Here is a 16509-nt window from a genome sequence, read left to right on the forward strand (position 1 = left end):
GGCCCTTACGCGCCGGTCCCCGGCCCTTTACTCTGATCCCGGCTCGAAGGTTACTCGCCAGTTAGTTACGAACCACCAGAAGGCACCGCCGCCGCCCGGAGGACGTCGTGAGCGACACACAGACCCAGATCGAGAACCGGCCGCCCTCCGTGGCGACCCTCTTCCTTGAGCGCGTCGAGCGGACCCCGGATGCCGAGGCCTACCGCTACCCGACGCCCGCCGCCTCCGGCGCGGGCCCGGACGACTGGAAGTCGCTCAGCTGGGGGCAGGCCGCCGAGCGGGTCTACGCCATCGCCGCCGGGCTCGTCGACCTCGGCGTGGAGTCCGAGGAGCGGGTCGCCCTCGCCTCCTCCACCCGCGTCGAGTGGATCCTCGCCGACCTCGGTGTGATGTGCGCGGGCGCCGCGACCACCACGGTCTACCCGCAGACCAACGCCGAGGAGTCGGCGTTCATCCTCTCCGACTCCGAGTCGAAGGTCCTGATCGCCGAGGACGCGGCCCAGCTCGCGAAGGCCGTCGAGCGGCGCGCCGACCTGCCGAACCTCCGCCACGTGGTCGTCGTCGACGCCACCGGCGTGGAGACCGACGGCGAGTGGGTCATCTCCCTCGCCGAGCTGGAGGCGCGCGGCAAGGCCCACCTGGAGAAGCACCCCGAGGCCGTGAAGGAGCGGGTCGCGGCGATCACCTCCACGCAGCTCGCGACCCTCATCTACACCTCGGGCACCACCGGCCGCCCCAAGGGCGTCCGCCTCCCGCACGACAACTGGTCGTACATGGCCAAGGCCATCGCCGCCACCGGCCTCGTCACCCAGGCCGACGTGCAGTACCTGTGGCTGCCGCTCGCGCACGTCTTCGGCAAGGTCCTCACCTCCGGCCAGATCGAGGTCGGGCACGTCACCGCCGTCGACGGCCGTGTCGACAAGATCATCGAGAACCTGCCGGTGGTCCAGCCGACCTACATGGCCGCCGTGCCCCGCATCTTCGAGAAGGTCTACAACGGCGTCGCGGCCAAGGCCCGCGCCGGAGGCGGCGCCAAGTACAAGATCTTCCAGTGGGCCGCCGAGGTCGCCCGCGCGTACGCCAAGGCCACTCAGGACAACTTCCGCCGCACCGGCACCGCCTCCGCGCCCTTCGGCCTCACCGCCAAGCACAAGGTCGCCGACGCCCTCGTCTACGCCAAGATCCGTGAGGCCTTCGGCGGGAACCTCCGCGCCTGCATCTCCGGCTCCGCCGCGCTCGCCCCCGAGATCGGCTACTTCTTCGCCGGCGCCGGCATCCACATCCTGGAGGGCTACGGCCTCACCGAGACCTCCGCCGCCTCCTTCGTCAACCCGGGCGAGGCCTACCGCACCGGCACCGTCGGCAAGCCGCTCCCCGGCACCGAGGTCCGGATCGCGGACGACGGCGAGGTGCTGCTGCGCGGCCCCGGCGTCATGGAGGGCTACCACGGCCTGCCCGAGAAGACGACCGAGGTCCTGGAGTCCGACGGCTGGTTCCACACCGGTGACATCGGCGAGCTGTCCCCCGACGGCTACCTGCGGATCACCGACCGCAAGAAGGACCTGATCAAGACCTCCGGCGGCAAGTACATCGCGCCGGCCGAGGTCGAGGGCCAGTTCAAGGCGGTCTGCCCGTTCGTCTCGAACATCCTCGTCCACGGCGCCGACCGGAACTTCTGCACCGCGCTCATCGCCCTCGACGAGCCCACCCTGCTGGGCTGGGCCGCCGAGCACGACCTCGCCGGCAGGTCGTACGCCGAGGTCGTCGCCGCGCCGCAGACCGTGAAGATGGTCCAGGACTACGTCGACCGCCTCAACGAGGGCCTCCAGCGCTGGCAGACGATCAAGAAGTTCCGTCTGCTGCCGCGCGACCTCGACATCGAGCACGGCGAACTCACGCCCTCGCTGAAGCTGAAGCGCCCGGTGGTGGAGCGGGAGTACAAGGGGCTCATCGACGAGATGTACGCGGGGTCGCGGGAGTCCTGACCGCCGTGACCGCGGTGTCTCCGGCGCGCTGACCCCCGCACCCCCCCGGCCCGTGCGCCCGGCCCTGTGGACAGGTTGTCCACAGGGCCGGACGTCCACCCCGGGCAGTACGGGACAATGGGGCTCATGCCTTCCGTACTGCCCGATGGTGAGTCCGTTCCCGACGACGGGGCGCTGCCCCCGCACGCCCTCGAAGGGGCGGGGGAGCGGCCGCTCGGGTTCTATCTGCACGTGCCCTACTGCGCGACCCGCTGCGGCTACTGCGACTTCAACACCTACACCGCGAGCGAGCTGCGCGGCACCGGCGGGGTGCTCGCCTCCCGGGACAACTACGCCGAGCAGGTCGCCGAGGAGATCCGGCTCGCCCGGAAGGTGCTCGGCGACGACCCCAGGCCCGTGCGGACGGTGTTCGTCGGCGGCGGTACGCCCACCCTGCTCGCCGCCGGTGACCTCGTACGGATGCTGGGAGCGATCCGGGACGAGTTCGGGCTCGCGGACGACGCCGAGGTGACCACCGAGGCCAACCCCGAGTCCGTGAACCCGGCCTATCTGGCGGAGCTGCGGGAGGGCGGCTTCAACCGGATCTCCTTCGGCATGCAGAGCGCCCGGCAGCACGTGCTCAAGGTCCTCGACCGGACGCACACCCCCGGGCGTCCCGAGGCGTGCGTCGCGGAGGCGCGGGCCGCCGGGTTCGGGCACGTCAACCTCGACCTCATCTACGGCACCCCCGGCGAGTCCGACGACGACTGGCGGGCCTCCCTCGACGCCGCCATCGGCGCCGGGCCCGACCACGTCAGCGCCTACGCGCTGATCGTCGAGGAGGGGACGCAGCTGGCCCGCCGCATCCGGCGCGGCGAGGTGCCGATGACCGACGACGACGTCCACGCCGACCGGTACCTGATCGCCGAGGACGTCCTCTCCGGAGCCGGCTTCGAGTGGTACGAGGTGTCCAACTGGGCCACCTCCGAGGCCGGCCGCTGCCTCCACAACGAGCTGTACTGGCGCGGCGCCGACTGGTGGGGCGCCGGACCGGGCGCCCACAGCCACGTGGGCGGCGTGCGCTGGTGGAACGTGAAGCATCCGGGGGCGTACGCGGCCGCGCTGGCCGGCGGGAAGTCGCCCGGCGCGGGCCGGGAGCTGCTCTCCGAGGAGGACAGGCGGGTCGAGCGCGTGCTGCTCGAACTGCGGCTCAAGGAGGGCGTGGAGCTTTCGCTGCTCAAGCCCGCGGGCCTCGCGGCCTCCCGCAAGGCGCTCACCGACGGGCTCCTCGACCCCGGGCCCTACGCGGCCGGGCGCGCGGTCCTCACCCTGCGGGGCCGGCTGCTCGCCGACGCCGTGGTGCGCGACCTCGTGGACTAGGGCCTGCCTTTCGGATCATGCCGGGCTCCCGGCCCGGGCCCGCCCCGCCGCGGAACAGAAGCAGGGCGGGGCGCGGCAGGCGGGTCAGTAGTGCGAGGGCAGCACGTCGTAGCAGAACTCGTACATCGCCGGGTTCTGGCCCAGGACCGCCAGCATCTTGTCGCCGGTGTCGGGGCCGACGACGCCGTCCGCCTGGGCGCCGCCCAGCTTCGCGGTCTGGAAGGTCACCACGCCGGACTGCGTCCGATCGCCCCAGATGCCGTCCTCCTCCAGCCGCGTCGGCGCGACATGGGACCAGTTCACGGCCGCCTGTACGCACCTCACACCGTCCCCCTGGCTCCCGTACGCGAGGTACGGGGCGGAGGTGGCGGCGGTCGCGGTGCCCGCGAGACCCACCAGGGCGACGGCGGCGGACGAGGTCAGCAGGGCCGCTCTCTTGAACACGGGGCGGGAGAACACGGTTCCTCCAAGGCGTGGGTGGTGCGAGTGATCGTTCCGCCACGCTGGCACGGCCCCGTGCGTCCCGGCACGGCCCCGGTGTCCCGGGACACCGGCCGTACCGTCCCGGGACGACGCCCTACGGCGCCGTCACGAAGTCGATCAGTTCCTCCACCCGGCCCAGCAGCTCCGGCTCCAGGTCCTTGTAGGACTCCACGCGCTTGAGGATCGCCTGCCAGACCGCGCCGGTGTTGTCCGAGGGCCAGCCCAGGGCCCGGCACACGCCCGTCTTCCAGTCCTGGCCGCGCGGGACCGCAGGCCAGGCCGGGATGCCGATCGAGGAGGGCTTCACGGCCTCCCAGACGTCGATGTACGGGTGGCCGACGACGAGCACGTCCGGGGAGGCCACCCGCGCGGCGATCCGCGACTCCTTCGAGCCCGGGACGAGGTGGTCGACGAGGACGCCCAGCCGGGCGTCCGGTGCGGGGGCGAACTCCGCGACGATCGACGGCAGGTCGTCGACGCCCTCCAGGTACTCCACGACCACGCCCTCGACGCGCAGGTCGTCGCCCCAGACCCGCTCGACCAGCTCCGCGTCGTGGCGGCCCTCGACGTAGATCCGGCCCGCCCGCGCCACCCGCGCCCGCGCCGCCGGGACGGCCACCGAGCCGGAGGCCGTACGGGTGGGGCGCACCGGCGACGACGAGGACGGGCGGACCAGGGTCACCACCCGGCCCTCCAGGAGGAAGCCGCGCGGGTCCAGCGGGAACACCCGGTGCCTGCCGAAGCGGTCCTCCAGGGTCACCGTGCCCGCCTCGCAGCGGATCACCGCCCCGCAGAAGCCCGTGGAGACCTCCTCGACGACCAGATCGCGGTCGGCCGGGATCTCCGGGACGGGCTTCGGCTTCTTCCACGAGGGCGTCAGGTCCGGGTCGTAGCTGCGCATTCGGTGGACGCTACGACACCGCGAAGCGCGTTGCCAGTTCACCGCGCTGGGTCCGTACGAACGTGGCGTCCACCACCGCCCCGTGCCCCGGCACGTACACCGCGTCCTCGCCGCCGAGCCGCAGCAGCCGGTCCAGCGCGTCCGGCCAGCGGGACGGGACCGCGTCCGGGCCCGCCTGCGGTTCGCCCGACTCCTCCACCAGGTCGCCGCAGAAGACCACCTCCCGCTCGCCGGGCACCAGGAGCACCAGGTCGTGGCCGGTGTGGCCGGGGCTCAGGTTCGCCAGGAGGACCTGCCGGCCGCCCAGGTCGAGCGTCCACTCCCCGGAGACCGTGTGCCGCGGGGCCACCAGGGCGTCCACCGCCTCCGCGGCCGCCGCCGCGTCGACCCCCTGCCGTACCGCGTCCTCGCCCAGCGCCTCCCGGTCCCGCACCCGGCCCATCAGCTCGTCCGAGCCGACCGCGCCGAAGACCTCCGCGCCGGCGAAGGCCGCCGTGCCGAGGACATGGTCGAAATGGGGGTGGCTCAGTGCGATGTGTGTCACTCTCCGGCCGCCCGTGAGCCCCGCGATCTGCGTCCGCAGCTCGGCGCCCTCCGCGAGCGAGGAGCCCGTGTCGTACAGCAGCACCGCCCGCTCGCCCAGCACCAGTCCGACCGTGGCGTCCCAGCCGGGCAGCCGTCGCCGGCCCACCCCGTCCGCGAGCCGCTCCCATCCGTACGCTTCCCAATCCACGTCCATGGGGCGACGCTAACCGGTGGGGGCGTCGCCACCTTGCCAGGAGCGACGCCCGCCGCCGTACACTGACCGGGGGATCGCTGGCACTCGGACAGGGCGAGTGCCAAAAGCGGAGCAACCGGAACGACGACGACAGCTGGAGGTGCGCACGATGCTCAGCGAACGCAGACTCGAGGTCCTGCGCGCCATCGTCCAGGACTACGTCGGGACGGAGGAGCCCGTCGGCTCCAAGGCGCTCACCGAGCGCCACAAGCTCGGCGTGTCACCCGCCACCGTGCGCAACGACATGGCGGTGCTGGAGGAGGAGGGGTTCATCGCCCAGCCCCACACCAGCGCCGGCCGGATCCCGACCGACAAGGGCTACCGGCTCTTCGTCGACCGGCTCGCCGGCGTCAAGCCGCTGTCGACGCCCGAGCGGCGGGCCATCCACAACTTCCTCGACGGAGCCGTCGACCTCGACGACGTCGTCGGGCGCACGGTCCGGCTGCTCGCGCAGCTGACCCGTCAGGTCGCCGTGGTCCAGTACCCCTCGCTGACGCGTTCGACCGTCCGGCACGTGGAGCTGCTCTCGCTGGCCCCGGCCCGCCTGATGCTCGTGCTCATCACGGACACCGGCCGCGTCGAGCAGCGGGTCGTCGACTGCCCCGCGCCCTTCGGCGAGACCTCGCTCGCCGACCTGCGGGCCCGGCTCAACAGCCGGGTCGTCGGCCGCCGGTTCGCCGACGTGCCGCAGCTGGTGCAGGACCTCCCCGAATCCTTCGAGGAGCCCGAGGACCGCGCCACGGTCTCGACCGTGCTCGCGACCCTCCTCGAAACCCTGGTGGAGGAGCACGAGGAGCGGCTGATGATCGGCGGCACCTCCAACCTCACTCGCTTCGGCCCCGACTTTCCCCTGATGATCAGGCCCGTCCTGGAAGCTCTGGAGGAGCAGGTCGTGCTCCTCAAGCTGCTCGGCGAGGCCAAGGAATCGGGCATGACCGTACGCATCGGGCACGAGAACGCCCACGAGGGGCTGAGCTCCACGTCCGTCGTCTCGGTCGGCTACGGTTCGGGCGGCGAGGCAGTCGCCAAACTCGGCGTGGTCGGACCGACCCGCATGGACTACCCCGGAACGATGGGAGCGGTACGCGCAGTGGCACGTTACGTCGGACAGATCCTGGCGGAGTCGTAAGTGGCCACGGACTACTACGCCGTACTCGGCGTGCGCCGCGACGCTTCCCAGGACGAGATCAAGAAGGCGTTCCGGAGGCTCGCCCGCGAGCTGCACCCGGACGTCAATCCCGATCCGAAGACGCAGGAACGCTTCAAGGAGATCAACGCCGCCTACGAGGTCCTCTCGGACCCGCAGAAGAAGCAGGTCTACGACCTGGGCGGCGACCCCCTCTCGGCCTCCGGCGGAGGCGGCGCGGGCGGCTTCGGGGCCGGTGGCTTCGGCAACTTCTCCGACATCATGGACGCCTTCTTCGGCACGGCCTCGCAGCGCGGACCGCGCTCGCGGACCCGCCGCGGCCAGGACGCCATGATCCGCCTGGAGATCGACCTCAACGAGGCGGCCTTCGGCACGACCAAGGACATCCAGGTCGACACGGCGGTCGTCTGTACGACCTGCTCGGGCGAGGGCGCCGCACCCGGCACCTCCGCGCAGACCTGTGACATGTGCCGCGGCCGCGGCGAGGTCTCCCAGGTCACCCGGTCCTTCCTCGGCCAGGTCATGACCTCGCGGCCCTGCCCGCAGTGCCAGGGCTTCGGCACCGTCGTCCCGACCCCGTGCCCCGAGTGCGCGGGCGACGGCCGGGTCCGCTCCCGCCGCACCCTCACCGTCAAGATCCCGGCCGGTGTCGACAACGGCACCCGGATCCAGCTCGCGGGCGAGGGCGAGGTCGGCCCCGGCGGCGGCCCCGCCGGCGACCTGTACGTCGAGATCCACGAGACGCCGCACGAGACCTTCCAGCGGCGCGGGGACGACCTGCACTGCACGGTCACCCTCCCGATGACGGCGGCGGCGCTCGGCACCAAGGTGCAGCTGCAGACCCTCGACGGCCTCGAGGAGATCGACGTCCGCCCGGGCACGCAGTCCGGCCAGTCGATCCCGCTGCACGGCCGGGGCGTCACCCATCTGCGGGGCAACGGCCGGGGCGACCTGATCGTGCACGTCGAGGTCCAGACGCCGGGCAAGCTGGACGCGGAGCAGGAGCGCCTCCTGCGCGAACTGGCCAAGCTGCGCGGCGAGGAACGGCCCACCGGCCAGTTCCAGCCCGGGCAGCAGGGGCTGTTCTCGCGGCTGAAGGACGCGTTCAACGGGCGGTAGGCCCGTACGGACGGAGGGGCGGTGCCGTGATCGTACGGGCCGCCCCTTTCCCGTACCTGACGGACGAGCGGCATACGGATTCGGCCCCCGAAGCGGGGTCATGACACGATGCCCATATGTCCACCAGCGCACTGAACGATCTCTCTCGGTTTCCGATCGTGCAGGCCCCCATGGCGGGTGGCGGCTCCAGCCCCGAGCTCGTCGGAGCCGTCTGCGAGGCCGGGGCGCTCGGCTTCCTGGCCGGCGGGTACAAGACCGCCGGAGGCATGTACCAGGAGATCAAGCAGGTGCGCGCGCTCACCTCACGGCCCTTCGGCGTGAACCTCTTCCTGCCGCAGTCCGGGCGGCCCGCCGACCCGGCCGCCGTCGAGGTCTACCGCCACCAGCTCGCCGGCGAGGCCACCTGGTACGACACCCCGCTCGGCGAGACCGACGACAGCCGCGACGACGGCTACGACGGCAAACTGGCCATCCTCCTGGAGGACCCGGTCCCCGTCGTCTCCTTCACCTTCGGCTGCCCCGCGCCCGAAGCCCTCGCCGCCTTCGCCCGCGCCGGCACGTACACGATCGTCACCGTCACCTCCGCCGAGGAGGCCCTCGCCGCACAGCTCGCCGGGGCCGACGCCGTCTGCGTGCAGGGCGCCGAGGCCGGCGGACACCAGGGCACCTTCCGCGACGAACCGTCCGACGACGACACCCCCGGCACCGGGCTGCTCACCCTCCTCACCCAGGTCCGCGAGAGTGTCGCCCTGCCGATCGTCGCGACCGGCGGGATCATGCGGGGCGCGCAGATCGCCGCCGTCCTCGCGGCCGGGGCCGACGCCGCGCAGCTCGGCACGGCGTTCCTCTGCTGCCCCGAGTCCGGCGCCCACCCGCTCCACAAGCGGGCCCTGACCGACCCGCTGTTCACCAGGACCGCGTTCACCCGGGCCTTCACCGGGCGCCCGGCGCGCGGCCTGGTCAACCGGTTCCTGCGCGAGCACGGGCCGTACGCCCCCGCCGCCTACCCCGAGATCCACCACCTCACCGCCCCGATCCGCAAGGCCGCCGCCACGGCCGGCGACGCCCAGGGCATGGCCCTGTGGGCCGGCCAGGGCCACCGGCTCGCCCGCGAACTCCCCGCCGGGCGGCTGGTCGAGGTGCTGGCCGCCGAACTCGACACCGCCCTCTCCGGCCAGGCCCACAGGAGCGCCTCATGACCGCACCCGTCTTCGTCGTCGATGCCGTTCCCGGCGCCGGGAGCTTCCTCCTGGACGGCCCCGAGGGACGGCACGCCGTCTCCGTGAAACGGCTGCGGGAGGGCGAGGAACTGGTCCTCGCCGACGGCCGGGGCCGCTGGGCGGCGTGCGTGGTGCTGGCCGCCGAGGGCAAGGACCAGCTGACCGTGCGGGTCGACGAGGTCCACGAGGACCCCGAGGAGGAGCCCCGGATCACCGTCGTCCAGGCGCTGCCCAAGGGCGACCGGGGCGAACTCGCCGTCGAGACCATGACGGAGACCGGGGTGGACGCGATCGTGCCGTGGGCCGCCTCCCGCTGCATCACCCAGTGGAAGGGCGACCGGGGCCTCAAGGCGCTCGCCAAGTGGCGGTCCACCGCGCGCGAGGCCGGCAAGCAGTCGCGCCGCTCCCGGTTCCCCGAGGTCGCCGAGCAGATGACCACCAAGCAGGTCGCGGCGTTCCTCGCCGGGGCCGATTTCGCGGCCGTCCTGCACGAGGACCGCGACCACCCGAGCGGGGCGCTCGCCACCGCCGAACTCCCCGCGAAGGGCTCGGTCGTGCTGATCGTCGGCCCCGAGGGGGGCGTCTCCCCGGAGGAGCTGGCCGTGTTCGAGGCGGCCGGGGCGAAGCCGTACCGGCTGGGCCGCAGCGTGCTCCGCACGTCGACGGCCGGCACGGCGGCGACGGCGCTCGTCCTGGGCCGTACCGGGCGCTGGAGCTAGCTCGTGTCCGGGAAGTGGTCCCGCCCGGCCCGGGCGGGCGGCACCGCTTTCCGGCCGAGACCTTAAGCCTGCTCCGTCGCCGTCAGGCTGTCGTAGAGGGGCCAGCCGTCCTCGTCGTGGACGCCGTGCGCCTCCGGGTGGAGGCCGCGGGCGGTGGCCTCGTCGAGGAAGCGGCGTACGACACCCGGCTCGTTCAGGTTGAGGATGCCGCCGTCGGCCGAGGCGATGTCGCCCGCACCGAACGGATAGCCGGCCACGATCCGGCCCGGGCCCTCCCGGAAGACCAGCCGGAGCCGGCGGTGACGGTGCTCGGCACGGTTCAGGGTGAGGTACGTCAGACACTCCGGGTCGTGCCGGTGGCCGAGCGTCCACAGCCACACCGTGTCGTCCACCGTCAGTCTGCGCGGCACGCGGTCACGTCTCATCCGGCGAAGTGTAGGAAGCCAACGGCGGGCAGGGCCGACGAATTCCGGCCAGCCCCCGGTGGACGGGCGCCCCCGCGCCCTCCTTAGGCTGACCGCATGGCCGACGAGTCCCCCCTGATCCGCAGTCTGCGCGCCGCGGTCGCCGCCGCGCCCGACGACGTACCGCTCCGTCTTCACTTCGGTGAACTCCTCCTCGCGGAGGGGCGGAACGACGAGGCCGTCGCGGAGGCGGCGGTCGCGCTCCAGCACGCGCCGGGGGACGCGGACGCCCGCGCCCTGATGATGCGGGCGATGGGGATGCCGCCCGCGCCGGTGACGGCGGCCCCGGTGACGGCGCCCGCGCCCGCCCCGGAGGAGCCCGTACGGCCGGAGACACCGTCGCCCGCCCGCCCCGAGACGCCCCCCGCGCAGCCCCCCGCCTTCGACTGGGCCGCCGCCGAGCAGCAGGTCCAGGACGTCGTCGGGCCCCGGTTCCTGGAGGACCCGCAGGCCGCCGACGGCGAGGGGGCCGCCGGGGACGCCGCCGCCTGGGACGTCGACGCGCCCGGCTCCGTGCGCCTCGCCGACGTCGGCGGCATGGAGGAGGTCAAGGACCGCCTCGAAGCCGCCTTCCTCGCCCCCATGCGCAACCCCGAACTCCGCAAGCTGTACGGCAAGTCGCTCCGCGGCGGACTGCTCCTCTACGGGCCGCCCGGCTGCGGCAAGACCTTCATCGCGCGCGCCGTCGCCGGCGAACTCGGCGCGAACTTCCTCACCGTCTCCCTCTCCGACGTCCTCGACATGTGGATCGGGGCCTCCGAGAAGAACATCCACGACATCTTCGAGACCGCCCGCCGCCAGGCGCCCTGCGTCGTCTTCCTCGACGAGCTGGACGCCCTCGGCGCCAAGCGTTCCCGCAGCCACCACAGCGGCCTGCGCAACGTCGTCAACCAGCTCCTCACCGAACTGGACGGCATCGCGAGCGGCGCGGGCAACGAGGGCGTCTTCGTGCTCGCCGCCACCAACGTGCCCTGGGACGTGGACATCGCCCTGCGCCGCCCCGGCCGCCTCGACCGCACCCTGCTCGTGCTGCCGCCGGACGCCGCCGCCCGCGAGTCGATCCTCCGCTACCACCTGCGCGAGCGCCCCATCGAGGCCGTCGACCTCGGCAAGCTCGTCAAGGCCACCGAGGACTTCTCCGGCGCCGACCTCGCGCACGTCTGCGAGACGGCCGCCGAGGCCGCCCTCCTCGACTCCGCCCGCAGCGGCTCCGTACGCCTCATCTCCACCAAGGACCTGCTCGGCGCGGCCAAGCAGATCAAGCCGTCCACGGAGCCGTGGTTCGCGGCCGCCCGGAACGTCGCCATGTTCGCCAACGAGGGCGGCCTCTACGACGACCTCCTCGCCCACCTCAAGAAGAAGCGCAAGCTGTGACCGCCCCGACCGCGCTCCGGCGCGCCGAGGCCCTCTACGACACCGGGCGGTACGCACAGGCCGGGGAACTCGTCGCCCAGCACCTGGCGACCGAACCGGAGGACGCCGAGGCGCTCGTCCTGCTCGCCCGCTGCCACCACCGGGCCGAGGACCACGCCGCCGCCCTGGACGCCGTGGACCGGGCGCTGCGCGCCGAACCCGAGCTGCTCATGGGCTGGCTGATGCGGGTGCAGATCCTGCTGGGCCTGCGCCGCTTCCCGGAGGCGGAGGCCTCCGCCCGGCACGCCGTCGAACTCGCCCCGCAGTTCTGGGGCAGCCACTACGCCCTCGGCACCGCCCTCGCCCAGTTCGGGGAGCACGCGCACACGCCCGCGCGCACCGTCGCGGCGTACGAGGCGGCGCGGACCGCCGTGAACCTCGGCCCCGAGGAGGACGCGGCGCACTTCCTGGTGGGGCTCACCGCCCAGCGCCGGGGCGACCACGCCACCGCGCAGCGGGCGTACGAGACGACGCTGCGCCTCAACCCGCAGAGCAGCGAGGCCCACAACAACCTGTCGCTGCTGCGGCTGCGGCGCCGCTGGTTCCGGCGCGGGGCCTGGACCCAGGCCGCCGAGGGCTTCGTCGCCTCCGCCGCGCTCGACCTCCAGGACCGCAAGGCCCGCTACAACCTGGAGGCCATGGCCTGGAACACCGTCGCCGGGGCCCGCTGGGTGGCCCTGCTCGGCTTCGTCGCCTCGACGTTCGGCGCCGCCGCCGTCCGCGGCGGGGCGACCGGCGCGGAAGCGGTCGTGCCCCTCGTGACCGGGGCGGTCGTGCTCGTCGGCGCCTGGACCGGCTGGGTGCTGTGGATGGGCCGCCGGGTGCCGCCCCGGCTGCGCCGCCCGATGCTCCTGGTGGCGCGTTCCTGCGGGCCGGTCGTCGCGATGGCCGTCGCCGTGGGCCTGCTCGGGCTCTACTCGGCGGTGTCCATGGCCCTGTGGTCGATGGGCACGGGGGTGGCCGGCGGACTGGGGTCGCCGCTGTTCTGGGCCGTGATCATCACGTACTGGGTGAGCCGCTCGGCGCTGAACCGGCGCGCGCCCAAGGACTGACCGGGGACGCGGTCGTGTCCGAGGCGGCCGATAGCATGCGCGTGTACTGATCGACGGAGGCGAGGAGGACCGGGCCATGGCCGGAGAGCCGCAGGGCGACTGCCTGTTCTGCAAGATCGTGGCGGGTGACGTGCCCGCGACGATCGTGCGGGAGACCGAGACGACCGTCGCGTTCCGCGACATCAACCCGCAGGCGCCCACCCACGTCCTCGTGATCCCGCGCCTCCACTACCCGGACGCGGCCTCCCTGGCCGCCGCCGCGCCGACCGTCGCCGCCGACATACTGCGCGAGGCCGGCGAGGTCGCGACGCAGGACGGCGTCGACGGCAGCGGATTCCGGATCGTGTTCAACACCGGTTCCGGAGCGGGCCAGACCGTGTTCCACGCCCACGCGCACGTGCTGGGCGGCCGCGGTCTCAACTGGCCTCCCGGCTAGAGCGGGACGCGCCCGTGTCCGTACGCGAACTGGTCGTGCTCGGGACCGCCAGCCAGGTCCCGACCCGGCACCGCAACCACAACGGCTACCTGCTGCGCTGGGACGGACAGGGCCTCCTCTTCGACCCGGGCGAGGGCACCCAGCGGCAGATGCTGCGGGCCGGGGTCGCCGCGCACGACATCGACCGGATCTGCGTCACGCACTTCCACGGCGACCACTCGCTGGGCCTCGCCGGGGTGATCCAGCGGATCAACCTCGACCAGGTCCCGCACCCGGTCACCGCGCACTACCCGGCGAGCGGGCAGCACTTCTTCGAGCGGCTGCGGTACGCCACGGCCTACCGCGAGACAGTGCGGCTGACCGAGGCGCCGGTCGCCGCCGACGGGCCGCTCGCCGTCACCGAGGCGTACACGCTCGACGCGGCACGCCTCTCGCACCCCGTCGAGTCGTACGGCTACCGGCTCACCGAGCCCGACGGGCGCCGCATCCTGCCCGAGCGGCTCGCCGCGCACGGCATCCAGGGGCCCGACGTGGGCCGGATCCAGCGCGACGGCGTCCTGGACGGCGTGACCCTCGACGAGGTCAGCGAGGTCCGGCGCGGCCAGCGCTTCGCCTTCGTCATGGACACCCGCCTCTGCGACGGCGTGCACGCCCTCGCGGAGGGCGCCGACATGCTCGTCATCGAGTCGACCTTCCTCGACGAGGACGTCCGCCTCGCCACCGACCACGGCCATCTGACGGCCGGACAGGCCGCCGCCGTCGCCCGGGACGCGGGCGTACGGCACCTCGTGCTGACCCACTTCTCGCAGCGCTACTCCGACCCGGAGGAGTTCGAGCGGCAGGCACGGGCGGCCGGGTTCGACGGCGAGCTGAGCATTGCCAAGGACCTCATGCGGGTCCCCGTACCGAAGAGATAGAGCACCACCCATGCACCTCCCGGCAGACCTCCCCAAGGCCGAACTTCACCTCCACATCGAAGGCACCCTCGAACCCGAGCTGGCCTTCGCGCTCGCCGCGCGGGGCGGCGTCACCCTGCCGTACGCGGACGCCGACGCCCTGCGCGAGGCGTACCGCTTCAGCGACCTCCAGTCCTTCCTGGACCTGTACTACGGGCTGATGGCGGTCCTGCGCACCGCCGAGGACTTCACCGAGCTGGCCGACGCCTATCTGGAGCGGGCCGCCGCCCAGGGCGTCCGGCACGCCGAGATCTTCTTCGACCCGCAGGCGCACACCGCCCGCGGCATCCCGATCGGCACCGTGATCGAGGGCCTGAGCGCCTCCCTCGAACGCTCCGAGGAGCGGTACGGGATCTCTACGCGGCTCATCATGTGCTTCCTGCGCGACGAGTCGGCCGAGTCGGCACTCGCGACCCTGGAGGCCGCGAAGCCGTACCTGGACCGGATCACCGGCGTCGGCCTGGACTCGGCGGAGGTCGGCCACCCGCCGGCCAAGTTCCGCGAGGTGTACGAGGCCGCCGGGGCGCTCGGCCTGCGCAAGGTCGCCCACGCGGGCGAGGAGGGCCCGGCGGACTACGTCCGGGAGGCCCTGGACGTCCTCGGCGTGGAGCGGATCGACCACGGCCTGCGGTGCATGGAGGACCCGGAGCTCGTCGGCCGGCTGGCCCGCGAGCGGGTCCCGCTCACCCTCTGCCCCCTGTCGAACGTCCGGCTGCGGGTCATCGACACCCTCGCCGACCACCCGCTGCGCGCGATGATGACCGCGGGGCTGCTCGTCACCGTGAACTCGGACGACCCGGCGTACTTCGGGGGATACGTGGGGGACAACTTCGCGGGCGTGCGGGAGGCCCTGGGCCTGGAGCCGGAACAGCTCCGCGAGCTGGCCCGCAACTCGTTCCTGGCCTCGTTCCTGGAGGACGACGAGCCCCGCAGGGCGCGGTACCTCGCGGAGGTGGAGGCGTACGAGTTCCCGGGCCGGTGACCCGGGCACACCCGCTCCCGGCGGCTCGGACGGGCTCGGGCCGGGCGGGCGCCCGTCTCCGGATCGGGTCCTAGCCCCGGTCGTTCGGTCTCGCCAGCCGGAAGGTCGCCTTCGTCGGACGGCGGCGGCCCGCGGACGCCGGGAGCGGGATCGGGGCCAGCTGGGCCTCCGGGGCACCCATCTGCGGGACCGTGGGCGGGGTCGCCGCCGCCGTGCCCGCCAGGACCGCCGCCGGGGCGCCGCCCCTGCGGTGGACCGAGCCCGGGACCAGCGGACGGCCGGAGGCATGGCGGGCCACCGCCGTCATCGGGGCGGCGACCAGCAGGAGCAGCGCGCACAGGACCACGCCCATGCCCGGGTAGCCGGCCCCCTCCGAGAGGAGGCTGCCCGTGACCGGGCCGCAGGCCACGCCCAGGGAGGACGCCGAGCCGACCAGGACCGCCCAGCGGCCGCGCGGGTCGAGGGAGGCCGCCAGGCCGAGCAGGTACGACAGGACCACCGGGTAGACGGCGTTCCACAGGATCTCGCCGGTCGCGAAGGACGCCAGGTCACCGGCGGCCGAGCTGAGCAGCACACAGCCCGCGATGAGGACCGTGCCCACCCCGATCGGCACGGCCCGGCCGAGGCGCGAACCCAGGGCGCCCGCCGCCGTCACCCCGGCCAGACCCGCGCCGAGCGCCGCCGCGAAGACCGCGCCGACGGTGACCTCGGAGAGCCCCGCCTGGGTGAGCCCGATGCGGCCGCTCACCCCCCACAGGGCGTTCTGCGCGAGGGACCAGCAGAGGATGCCCGCGGCGAGCACCGCCCCGGCCCCCCGGTACGGCAGGGGACCCGCCGGGGCGCTCCGCCGCTCCGCCCCGTCACGCGCGTGCGTGGTGCCCGGCAGCCGGCTCGTCAGCGGCCACACCAGCGCCGCCGCGCAGGCGATGGCCAGCAGCGGCGGGGCATGGCCGCCCGCCAGGTGCGGAAGGGTCAGATAGAGCGCGCCCGCCGCGGCCGAGACCGTCAGCAGGCCGAGCGTGGCCGCCCGGTGCGGGTCCCGCTGCCCGGCGATCCCGGCAGCGGCCACCGCCGTCGCCGTGCCCGAACCGACCCCGCCGAGGACCGCGCCCGCCACCACCAGGGGGACGAGGCCGGTCGCGGCGGCGGAGCCGTATCCGACGGCCATCGCGAGCAGGCCCGCGCGGGCCGCCCGGCGCGGTGCGATCCGGTCCCCGCGCGCGGCGAGCGTGAAGCCCGCCGAGGAGGAGCCGAGGAGCAGGACGGAGCCGACGAGGCCCGCCTGCGCGGGGCTGAGGCCGAGCCCGGCGGAGAGCCGGCCGACGACGGTCGGCAGCAGGTACGGGGCGAGATATCCCGCCGTGAAGAGGGCGACGAGGGCGACGAGAGCCCCCGGGACGCGCGGGCGCGACGACATGGGCGTTCCAGGAACTGAACAGGGAAATGAGATGGGGGCCCGGTGATCCACGGGCCGCGGCACCATGTGTATCAAGCA

The 16509-nt window shown here is 73.6% G+C and carries 16 protein-coding genes; 11 read left to right on the plus strand and 5 right to left on the minus strand.

Annotated features, from left to right (window positions below; translation table 11 throughout):
* Window positions 1-107 precede the first annotated feature (107 nt).
* Complete coding sequence (locus tag ASD33_RS15025; protein ID WP_056559050.1) at window positions 108-1985, plus strand: long-chain fatty acid--CoA ligase; 1878 nt, start codon at window positions 108-110, stop codon at window positions 1983-1985.
* Window positions 1986-2102: 117 nt separating this feature from the next.
* Complete coding sequence (hemW, locus tag ASD33_RS15030) at window positions 2103-3344, plus strand: radical SAM family heme chaperone HemW (protein ID WP_056559053.1); 1242 nt, start codon at window positions 2103-2105, stop codon at window positions 3342-3344.
* A gap of 84 nt (window positions 3345-3428) precedes the next feature.
* Here hemW and ASD33_RS15035 read toward each other — a convergent pair whose 3' ends face one another.
* From ASD33_RS15035 to ASD33_RS15045, 3 genes are all read right to left on the minus strand, one after another.
* Window positions 3429-3803 carry a hypothetical protein gene (locus ASD33_RS15035; RefSeq protein WP_056559055.1) on the minus strand — a complete coding sequence of 125 codons (375 nt, stop codon included), beginning with the start codon at window positions 3801-3803 and terminating at the stop codon, window positions 3429-3431.
* Between the two features lie 118 nt (window positions 3804-3921).
* Window positions 3922-4728 (minus strand): DUF3097 domain-containing protein, encoded by an 807-nt coding sequence (locus ASD33_RS15040; RefSeq protein WP_056559058.1) that lies wholly within the window; start codon window positions 4726-4728, stop codon window positions 3922-3924.
* A gap of 10 nt (window positions 4729-4738) precedes the next feature.
* On the minus strand, window positions 4739-5467 hold the full coding sequence (locus tag ASD33_RS15045) for an MBL fold metallo-hydrolase (RefSeq protein ID WP_056559061.1): 729 nt from the start codon (window positions 5465-5467) through the stop codon (window positions 4739-4741).
* A gap of 148 nt (window positions 5468-5615) precedes the next feature.
* Between ASD33_RS15045 and hrcA the strand changes: the two genes are divergently transcribed.
* From hrcA to ASD33_RS15065, 4 genes are all read left to right on the plus strand, one after another.
* Window positions 5616-6635, plus strand: a complete 1020-nt coding sequence (gene hrcA, locus ASD33_RS15050; RefSeq protein ID WP_056561405.1) for a heat-inducible transcriptional repressor HrcA — start codon at window positions 5616-5618, stop codon at window positions 6633-6635.
* Complete coding sequence (gene dnaJ, locus ASD33_RS15055; RefSeq protein ID WP_056559063.1) at window positions 6636-7772, plus strand: molecular chaperone DnaJ; 1137 nt, start codon at window positions 6636-6638, stop codon at window positions 7770-7772.
* A gap of 116 nt (window positions 7773-7888) precedes the next feature.
* On the plus strand, window positions 7889-8971 hold the full coding sequence (locus ASD33_RS15060) for a nitronate monooxygenase (protein WP_056559066.1): 1083 nt from the start codon (window positions 7889-7891) through the stop codon (window positions 8969-8971).
* Entirely contained in the window at window positions 8968-9711 is a 744-nt protein-coding gene (locus ASD33_RS15065; protein ID WP_056559068.1) for a 16S rRNA (uracil(1498)-N(3))-methyltransferase, read from the plus strand. The genes ASD33_RS15060 and ASD33_RS15065 overlap by 4 nt, the downstream gene beginning before the upstream one ends.
* Window positions 9712-9773: 62 nt before the next feature.
* Here the strand turns inward: ASD33_RS15065 and ASD33_RS15070 are convergent, their stop codons facing one another.
* Entirely contained in the window at window positions 9774-10136 is a 363-nt protein-coding gene (locus ASD33_RS15070) for a hypothetical protein (protein WP_063991957.1), read from the minus strand.
* 96 nt (window positions 10137-10232) lie between these two features.
* On the opposite strand from ASD33_RS15070, the gene ASD33_RS15075 reads away from it, so the two are divergent.
* The 5 genes from ASD33_RS15075 to ASD33_RS15095 all read left to right on the plus strand — a co-directional run bounded on the left by ASD33_RS15075 (window position 10233) and on the right by ASD33_RS15095 (window position 15014).
* On the plus strand, window positions 10233-11549 hold the full coding sequence (locus ASD33_RS15075) for an ATP-binding protein (protein WP_056559071.1): 1317 nt from the start codon (window positions 10233-10235) through the stop codon (window positions 11547-11549).
* Entirely contained in the window at window positions 11546-12640 is a 1095-nt protein-coding gene (locus ASD33_RS15080) for a tetratricopeptide repeat protein (protein WP_056559074.1), read from the plus strand. The genes ASD33_RS15075 and ASD33_RS15080 overlap by 4 nt, the downstream gene beginning before the upstream one ends.
* Window positions 12641-12716: 76 nt before the next feature.
* A complete protein-coding gene (locus tag ASD33_RS15085; RefSeq protein WP_056559078.1) occupies window positions 12717-13076 on the plus strand; it encodes a histidine triad nucleotide-binding protein in 360 nt (119 codons plus the stop codon).
* 14 nt (window positions 13077-13090) lie between these two features.
* A complete protein-coding gene (locus tag ASD33_RS15090; protein WP_056559082.1) occupies window positions 13091-13993 on the plus strand; it encodes a ribonuclease Z in 903 nt (300 codons plus the stop codon).
* Between the two features lie 10 nt (window positions 13994-14003).
* Window positions 14004-15014, plus strand: a complete 1011-nt coding sequence (locus ASD33_RS15095) for an adenosine deaminase (protein WP_056559085.1) — start codon at window positions 14004-14006, stop codon at window positions 15012-15014.
* A gap of 70 nt (window positions 15015-15084) precedes the next feature.
* Here the strand turns inward: ASD33_RS15095 and ASD33_RS15100 are convergent, their stop codons facing one another.
* Window positions 15085-16431 carry an MFS transporter gene (locus ASD33_RS15100; protein WP_056559088.1) on the minus strand — a complete coding sequence of 449 codons (1347 nt, stop codon included), beginning with the start codon at window positions 16429-16431 and terminating at the stop codon, window positions 15085-15087.
* Window positions 16432-16509 lie beyond the last annotated feature (78 nt).

The sequence above is a fragment of the Streptomyces sp. Root1304 genome (assembly GCF_001426405.1).
In the GTDB taxonomy this organism is placed as follows: Bacteria; Actinomycetota; Actinomycetes; order Streptomycetales; family Streptomycetaceae; genus Streptomyces.